An 8,768-nucleotide genomic window follows, 5' to 3' on the forward strand; every position below is an offset into this window, starting at 1 on the left:
CGGCCGCCGGCGGCACCGGCGCCCACGCCCAGCACCCGCGCCAACCCCCTGCCGTCGCTGCCCGGCCTTCCTCCGCCGCCGTTGCCTAGCCCCGTGCTGCCGAGCCCGGTGCTGCCGTCGCTGCCGGGTCTGCCGCTGCCCACCGCAGGCCCGCTCGGCTAACCGACTCGCCGCGATCGCACCTCGGTCAGCCCGTCCGCCGGTACCCGACGGCCGGCTCCGGTCGCTGCGGATGATCCACACCCATTCCCCGGTGGGATGCGGGCGGGTGTGACTTCCGCGTCGGTGGTGGCCCCGCCCGCGACGCGGGATGCGTCCGAGGCCGTGCGGTGCGTACAGTTCCGGGTCGGACTTGGGGTGGGCCGGGTAGCTCCGGCGCAGGGAACGGAACGAGACATCGACGGCATGACGGCGGACAACGTTACGGAAACCGGTCAGCGCGGCATCGACCGGAGCCAACTGGAGACCTGTCTCAGCGTCTTCGAGGCGCTGGAGGACCTGCCTCCCGACCACCCGGACGTGCAGCGGGTGCAGCGGGCCACCGCCAGGCTCTACAAGGTGATCAAGCAGCGGCGGCGCGAGGAACGGCGCGATGCCATCGCGGCGGCCGACCGCGCGGTGACGGAGGCCACCGCCACCGGCGCCCCGGGCCGGATCGACGACGAGACCCAGGGCCTCCCGCTCGCCTCCCCCACCGCGGGCGCCACCGCCGGTTTCCTGCACAATCCGCGCGGCTGCTACGTCTGCAAGCAGCGCTACCGCGAGGTGGACGCCTTCTACCACCAGCTCTGCCCGTCCTGCGCCGCGCTCAACCGGGAGCGCCGGGACGCCCGCACCGACCTGACCGGCCGGCGTGCGCTGCTCACCGGCGGCCGGGCGAAGATCGGCATGTACATCGCGCTGCGGCTGCTGCGCGACGGCGCGCACACGACGGTGACGACGCGGTTCCCCCATGACGCGGTCCGCCGATTCGCCGCGATGCCGGACAGCGGCGACTGGCTGCACCGCCTGCGGATCGTCGGGATCGACCTGCGCGACCCCGCCCAGGTGATCGCCCTCGCCGACTCGGTCGCCGCCCAGGGACCACTCGACATCCTGATCAACAACGCGGCGCAGACCGTCCGCCGCTCGCCCGGGGCGTACGCGCAGCTCGTCGCTGCGGAGGCGGCGGCCCTGCCGGACGGTCCGCTGCCGGAAATGATCACGTTCGCCAAGTCGGGCGGCTGGGGCGACCCGGCGGCCAGCCTGACCGGCTCGGCGCACTCGGCCACGATCACCCCGCACGCGCTCACCGCGCTGGCGCTGACCAGCGGGTCCGCCTCGCCGGAACGGATCGCGGCAGCCACCGCCATCGACGCCGGCGGTCTGGTGCCGGACCTCGACCCGGTCAACAGCTGGGTGCAGCGGGTGCACGAGGTGGACCCGCTCGAGCTGCTCGAGGTGCAGCTGTGCAACGTGACCGCGCCGTTCGTGCTGGTCAGCCGGCTGCGCCCGGCGATGGCCGCGGCGAAGGCCCGCCGCAAGTACGTGGTGAACGTGTCGGCGATGGAGGGCCAGTTCGGTCGCGGCTACAAGGGGCCGGGGCACCCGCACACCAACATGGCCAAGGCCGCGCTGAACATGCTGACCCGGACCAGCGCCCAGGAGATGCTGGCCGACGGCATCCTGATGACCAGCGTCGACACCGGCTGGATCACCGACGAGCGGCCGCACCCGACGAAGATGCGGCTGGCCGACGCCGGCTTCCACGCCCCGCTGGACCTCATCGACGGCGCGGCCCGGGTGTACGACCCGATCGTCCGCGGCGAGCTGGGCGAAGACCTGTACGGCTGCTTCCTGAAGGACTACGCGCCCTGCGCTTGGTGATCAGCGCGCCCGGCACCGGAGCGTCGAGCGGTGGGAGGATCGGATGCGTCTGCACGTGGGCTGCGCCATGTGGACGCACAAGTCCTGGCAGGGGCGCTTCCTGGCGCATCCGCTGCCGGCTCATGAGCGGCTGCGCGCCTACGCCGGTTGGTGCACCGCGGTCGAGGGGAACACGACGTTCTACGCGACCCCGGCTCGGGAGACGGTGGCGTCGTGGGCACGGCAGACCGACCCCGACTTCCGGTTCGTGCCCAAGCTGCCGAAGGTCGTCACGCACGGGCGACGGCTCACCGGCGCTGACGAGGAACTCCGGGGCTTCCTGAACGCGATCGAACCCCTCGGCCCACGAGCCCACGCCCTCTGGATCCAACTGCCGGGCTCGTTCGGCCCCGCCGACGTACCCACGCTCGCCCGCTTCCTGCGCGGGCTGCCCACCTCCCACCGGTACGCCGTGGAGGTCCGCCACCCCGCGTTCTTCGACGACCCGCGGGCGGTGCGGACGCTCGAGGAGACGCTCGCCAGGGCCGACGCGGAGTGGATCCCCTTCGACACCACCGCGTTCTTCCGCACCCCACCGACCAGTGACGCGGAACGGGAGGCGTGGACCAGGAAGCCGCGTACGCCGCTGCGCACCCACGCGCTGACCGACCGGCCGATCGTCCGGTATCTCGGCCGGGACGACCCCGCGCGGACGGTCGACGGCTGGCAACCATGGCTCGACGTGGTGACCGGCTGGCTGCGCGAGGGCCGCTCGCCGACCGTGTTCGTGCACACTCCGGACAACGCCGACGCGCCCGAACTCGCCCGCAGGTTCCACGACGAGGTCCGGGCACGCCTGTCCGAGGTCGAGCCGCTGCCCGAGCCGACGCCGGTCGGGCCGTCGACGCTGTTCTGACCGGACGCGGGCGTCGCCGCTGAGGTGCGGCGACGCCCGGCCCGCCCCGGCAACGGAGCGGGCCCGGCGCGGTCACCGCCCGATGGGGTGCAGCTCGCCCGACGCCACGAACTGCTCAGTGGATGATGACGGGCGTCTGCACCTGCTCGGCCTGCTCGGCGTCGAGCAGGGGCTTCGGCTGACGCCGGCGAGGCAGCAGGGCGGCCGGGATGAGCGTGAGCAGCACCAGCGCGAACGCGACCCAGAACGTCGTGGCGAACGCACCGGCGGCGAAGTCGAGCCCGCGCTGGATGAGCGACGGGTCCACCGGGACCTGCGGGGGCTGCTGCTGGGCGGCGATGGCCAGGCCGGCCTCCGTGACCGGTTTCCCGCTCGGGTCCAGCAGGCCGGGGACCGGCCGCGAGCCGTTCAGCTCGTTGGTGAGGATCACCGACATGACGGCGGCGCCGATCGAGCCGCCGATCTGCTGGAGGATGTTGACCAGCGTGGAGCCGCGAGCCACGTCCTGGGCCTGCAGGGTCCGCAGCGCCGAGGTCATGATCGGCATCATCGTGCCGCCCATGCCCAGGCCCATGACGAACAGCGACCCGCAGAGCAGCCAGTACGAGGTCTGCGGATCGACCTGGGTGAAGCTGAAGAACCCGAGGATGATGAGCGCCAGCGCGAACGGGACCGTGCGACCGACGGGCACCCGGTCGGCCAGCGTGCCGGCGATCGGCATCGTGACCATCGCGCCGAGGCCCTGAGGCGCCATCAGCAGACCGGCGGTCAGCGTCGACTCGCCGCGCACCTGCAGGAAGTAGCTCGGGAACAGCAGGCCGGCGCCCATGAACGCGATGATGAAGACGAACAGCGTCACCGAGGCGATGGTCAGGTTGCGGTTGGTGAACAGCCGCAGGTCGAGCAGCGGATGCCGGGGCTTGAAGGAGTAGAGCACGAAGGCCACCACCAGCGCGCCGCCGACCAGCATGGGCACCCACACCTTGGCATCGGCGAACGTGCCCGCCTCAGGCAGCGAGGAGACCCCGTAGAGGAACAGGGCGAGCCCCGGCGAGAGCATCAGCATGCCGAGGAAGTCGAACGACTCCGACGGCTCCGGGGCGTCCTTCGGCAGCGCCAGCTGCGCGTAGACCAGCGCGACGACGCCGATCGGCAGGTTGATCAGGAAGATCCACTGCCAGCTGGCGACGTCGATGAGCCAGCCGCCGAGGATCGGGCCGCCGATCGGCCCGAGCAGCATCGGGATACCGAGGACGGCCATCAGTCGGCCGATCCGGTGCGGCCCGGCCGCCCGGGTCATGATCGTCATGCCGAGTGGCATGAGCATGCCCCCGCCGAGGCCCTGCAGGACGCGGAAGCCGATCAGTTCGCCGATCGTGTCGGCGGTGGCGCAGAGCCCGGACCCGATCGTGAACAGTGCCAGCGCCACCATGTAGAGGCGCTTGGTGCCGAACCGGTCCGCCGCCCATCCACTGAGCGGGATCACGGTGGCCAACGCGAGCGTGTAGCCGGTCATCGTCCACGCGACCCGGGCGTAGGACGCGTCGAACTCGCTCTGGAACGTCGGCAGCGCGACGCTGACCACCGTCACGTCGAGGATCGACATGATCGCACCGAGGACGACGACCCCCGCCACCTTGAGAACCGCGGCGTCGAGCTTGTCCGGTGTCGTGACAGATTGCTGGGTCACAAACTCTCCTGATGTCGGTGGACCGGCGGATGGCCAGCGATGACAGCGGCGCCGCGCCTGCCGGACGCCGAGCAGGGCGTACCGAGGCGATCACGCGCGCAGGCATGCTAACCGGAGGCACCGACCCTTCGCCCCCGGATTAGCGGCCGCCGCCGCGGCCCGTCCGATCGGCCATCCGACTGGGACCGGACGTCGGAGGGTCGATCACGAGCGGAGCGTCGGCCAAGAAGGCCACCACCATGGAGTCGTTCGGTGACCGGCGTACGCCCCGGAAGGCCTGACCGGCGCTGCCCGTCGCCTCCCGCCCGGCCCTGCCACCTGGTGGCAGCGTGACATGTCGGCAGCACGCGCGGACTGTCCGGAAACGGCAGTGCCGGGTACGGAGGTCAAGCCCCCGTACCCGGCACGCTCTCCGCTTACAGCTCGCGGACCCTGACGTCGCGGATCTCGATCAGGTCGTTGGTGCCGTGGTTCTGCAACCCGATGAACCCGCTGAGGAACTGCCGCAGGTCCGTGGACGGGTCACCAGCCCGGGACGACGCCTTGCCCGGGGTGTTGTCGAACTCGTTGATCACCACACCGTTCCGGGTGATCGTGTAGTGCTGGCCGACCACCCGGATCTCGTAGTCGTTCCAGGTGCCCTTTCCGGTCACCCCGGCCTGGTCCAGCCCGATCGGGTCGAAGTTGTAGATCGAACCGGTCTTCTGCGGTTCACCGGTGGGTCCGTCGTAGATCTGGATCTCGTGACCGCAGTAGATGGCGACCCACGCCTGCGAGCTCTGGGCCGAGCCGACCGTGCCGCAACTGCCCGCCGGCCGTTCGCTCAACGGCGTCCGGGGGTCCGGGAATCGGACGAAGGCGCCGCTGTTGGCGTAGGTGGTGCCAACCGAAACGTCCCGGAACTGCATCCGTAGCGAGAAGTCGGCGAACTCGTCCTTGGCGTACCAGAGCATGCCCAGTCCGCCGGAACTGCGAATCGACCCGTCCGGCTGGAGCGCGAACGACCCGCCCGGCGCCTGCCGCCAGTCGGCGAGCGAACCCGCCGTCCCGTCGAAGATGGGCTGGTAGCCGGCGACCTTGCCGATCTGCGACTGCGCCGCCACCCGGTTCAGCGTCGTCGCCTCACGATTGTCGACGACGCCGGCCGCCCGCAGGTCGTTGACCACGTCGCTGACGTGGCTGACGAACTGGCCGTGGTTGGACCACATACGCTCGTCGTCGATCAGGTCGTTGATCGTGCAGCCGCCGCCGGCCTGGCGGTTGGCCACGCCGGTGTCGGTGTCGAGCATCCGCACCGTCTGCCGGCCGTCGGGCGCGGCGCACCCGACGACGACCTGGACCGTTCCGGTGGCCACCTCGCCGTTGGCGTAGGTCACCTTCACCGTCGCCTGGTACGTGCCGTAGTCCGCGTACGTGTGGGTGGGGTTCGCCTCGTGTGACGGCGCGCTGCCGTCGCCGAAGTTCCACTCCCACTTCACGCCACCGGTCCGGGCGCTGGAGAAGGCGATCGTCTTCGGGTTGCTCTGCGCCACCGCCCGCGCAGTGGCGTGGCTCGGGTTCGGCGTCGCCGGGCCGCCCTGGTAGGCGATCCGGATTAGCTTCTGGTTGGGGTGCAGGCTGAAGAAACCGCCGGCGTAGTCGAGCATGTACAACGCGCCGTCCGGGCCGAACTTGGCATCCATCCAGGACTGCAACTGGGTGGCCCCACTGCCCGAGCGGATGATGCTGCGCAGATCCTCGGCGAAGGCCGGCGGCCCGTGGCTGTCGACCTTGCTCGGGTCGACGGTGACCGCGATCCGGTTGTTCGCGTTGGACTGGTCACCGATGAACCACTTGTTGTCCCAGTACGCCGGCCACGCCACGCCGCTGCCGGTGTCGACGTTTTCCCGCTGGTACGTCGGGCCGTCCATGATGGCCTGCCCGCCGCCCTTGAGGTACGGCTGGGTCAGGGTCTCCTGACCCGGTTGGTACGTCGGCAGTCCGCTCCCGTCGGTGCGCTTCGGGTAGACCGGCCCACCGCCCTGCGGCGAATACCAGATCATGTTGTCCCGCGCCGGCGGGATGTTGACCAGGCCGGTGTTGCGCGGCGACTCGTTCTTCAGGTTGTCGCAGTCGTACCAACCGCTCAGCACGGTGGCGTCGGCGTTGCTGCGGTCCCGGTAGGGCTGCCGGTTGCCCATGCAGTACGGCCAGCCCTGGTTGCCCGCGGACTTGATGATCGTCGCCGTCTCGTACTTCGCCGGGCCGAGGTCCGGGCTCGGGCCACCGGCGTCCGGGCCGACCCAGGCGGCGGTGAGCCAGTCGTTGACCGGGTCCCAGGCGATGCGCGCGATGTTGCGGACGCCCATCACGTAGATCTCCGGGCGGGTCTTGCCGCCGCCCTCCTCCTTGCCGGTGAACAGGTTGCCGGCGGGCACGGTGTACGTGCCGTCGGGCTCCGGGTGGATGCGGAGGATCTTGCCGTTCAGGTCGTTGGTGTTGCCGGAGGTACGCCGGGCGTCCTGGAACGACGTGCCCTTGTAGTCCTGCGTCCAGTTGTTGCCGGCGTAACCGTTGGAGCCGCCGGAGGAGTTGCTGTCACCGCTGCCGATGTAGAGGTTGCCGGACTCGTCGAAGGTCATCCCGCCGCCCGCGTGGCAGCAGCTGTGGATCTGGGTCTCCCAGCGCAGCAGGTCCTTGCGGGTGCCCTGGTCGATGGACTGCTTCGCCGCGTCGTAGGTGAACCGGGAGACGGTCCGCTGGCCGATCCGCCGGTCCCGGTCGATCGACTCGTGCGGCATCCAGTACGCGTACACCCAGCCGTTCTGGGCGAACTTCGGGTCCAGGGTGATGCCGACCAGGCCCTCCTCGTTCTTGACCAGCTCGCTGCCGCTGCCCCGGTTGCCCATCACGGCGAGGGTGGTGAGCAGCTTGACCTGCTTGGTCTTCGGGTCCCACTGGTGGATCGTCCCGCAGCCGAGGCCGACCTTCGGGTCGTCCCAGCTGACGATCGGCCCGGACGGGCAGGCCGCCTTGCCGATGTAGAACACCTTGCCGTCCGGCGCGACGGTCAGGCCGTGCGGCTCGCCGACCTGGTCGAGCTGCCCGGGCTGGTTGGTGGTGGTGAGGCGCTCGATGCGGTAGTTCGACGCGATGGTCGCCTGGCAGTCACCGCGCACCAGGCCGGTGGTCCACTGGATGGCGCCGAGCAGGTGGCTCTGGAACTTCGTGTCGCTGGTCCAGCTGGCCTCGGTGCGGCCCATCCCGGTGTAGAAGGATCGGCCGCCGTCGTAGTCCTGGCACCAGGAGATCGGGTGGAACGCCCCGTTGCCGCTCAACCCGGCGTTGTAGGTCCCCTCCTCGACCTGGGCGACGGTGTGCACCCGGCCGGTCGGGCTCGGGTCCCAGTTGATCCACTGGTCGGAGCGGGTGGTGGTCAGCGGCTGCCCCTTGTTCGCCGGGTGCTGGCGGTCGGTGAAGTCGACCACGGCCTGCTGCACGGTGGTGTCCGGGGCCGGTCCGGCGTCCGGGCCGATCAGCCACAGCTCGGCGAGCTGGATCAGCGGCTCGCCGCCGTTGGCCGTGACGTTCAGCCGGTAGTGCTGGTACGCCGTGGTGTTGGTGAAGCTGTACTGCTTGGTCTGGAACCGCTGGGGGAAGGTCTCCCCGCTGCGGCTGTCCAGGTCGGTCCAGGTCGTGCCGTCCTGGGAGCCCTGCAGGGTCCAGTTCTTCGGGTCCCGGCCGGGGAAGTCGTTGGCCGAGGTCAGCGCGTAGCGGCTCACCACGACCGGCTTCGCCAGTTTCGCCGCGAGCCAGCCCGTCGGGTTGAAGGTGAGCCACTTGGTGCCGGTCGACCCGTCGATCGCCTTGGCGGCGGTCTCGTTCGGCGGGTTCTCGGCGCTCGCGGTGGCGGAGACGGGCTTCTCGGCGTTCGGCAGGCTGGCGGCCGGCCGGGTGCCGATCAGGCCGGTGAACCAGGCCGAACTGGGCTGAGCGCGGGCGGCGTCGTGCACGCCGACGAACCCGCCGCCACCCTTGACGTACGCCTGGAACGCGGCCTCCTGGGCGTCGTCGAGCGTCACCCCGTTGGCGGAGAGGAACACCACGCCCCGGTACCGGGCGAGGTTGCCGAAGGTGAAGACACCGGGGTCACTGGAGTCGTCGACGGAGAAGCCGTGGTCCGCGCCGAGGCCCCGGATCGCGGTGACGGCCCGGGTGACCGGGTCATCCTGCTTGTCCACGGGACCGTGGAACACCAGCACCTTGACCGCCGCGGCGGCCTCGGCCGCTGCGGCCTGCACCGGCGGGCCCGCGGCCTGTGCGGGCAGGCTCAGCAGG

At 70.8% G+C, this 8,768-nt stretch carries 4 protein-coding genes; 2 read left to right on the plus strand and 2 right to left on the minus strand.

Annotation, left to right across the window (positions count from 1 at the left end; all coding sequences use genetic code 11):
* The first annotated feature begins 405 nt into the window (after nt 1–405).
* Both NCC78_RS22700 and NCC78_RS22705 read left to right on the plus strand, forming a co-directional pair.
* Nucleotides 406–1,866, plus strand: a complete 1,461-nt coding sequence (locus NCC78_RS22700) for an SDR family NAD(P)-dependent oxidoreductase (RefSeq protein ID WP_250796910.1) — start codon at nt 406–408, stop codon at nt 1,864–1,866.
* Nucleotides 1,867–1,909: 43 nt separating this feature from the next.
* Nucleotides 1,910–2,761, plus strand: a complete 852-nt coding sequence (locus NCC78_RS22705; RefSeq protein ID WP_504920751.1) for a DUF72 domain-containing protein — start codon at nt 1,910–1,912, stop codon at nt 2,759–2,761.
* 115 nt (nt 2,762–2,876) lie between these two features.
* Here the strand turns inward: NCC78_RS22705 and NCC78_RS22710 are convergent, their stop codons facing one another.
* Both NCC78_RS22710 and NCC78_RS22715 read right to left on the minus strand, forming a co-directional pair.
* Nucleotides 2,877–4,451, minus strand: a complete 1,575-nt coding sequence (locus tag NCC78_RS22710) for a DHA2 family efflux MFS transporter permease subunit (RefSeq protein ID WP_250796912.1) — start codon at nt 4,449–4,451, stop codon at nt 2,877–2,879.
* 416 nt (nt 4,452–4,867) lie between these two features.
* Nucleotides 4,868–8,731 (minus strand): ThuA domain-containing protein, encoded by a 3,864-nt coding sequence (locus NCC78_RS22715; RefSeq protein ID WP_250796913.1) that lies wholly within the window; start codon nt 8,729–8,731, stop codon nt 4,868–4,870.
* Between the last annotated feature and the right edge of the window lie 37 nt (nt 8,732–8,768).

This window comes from Micromonospora phytophila (assembly GCF_023656545.1).
GTDB classification, from domain to species: Bacteria; Actinomycetota; Actinomycetes; order Mycobacteriales; family Micromonosporaceae; genus Micromonospora; species Micromonospora phytophila.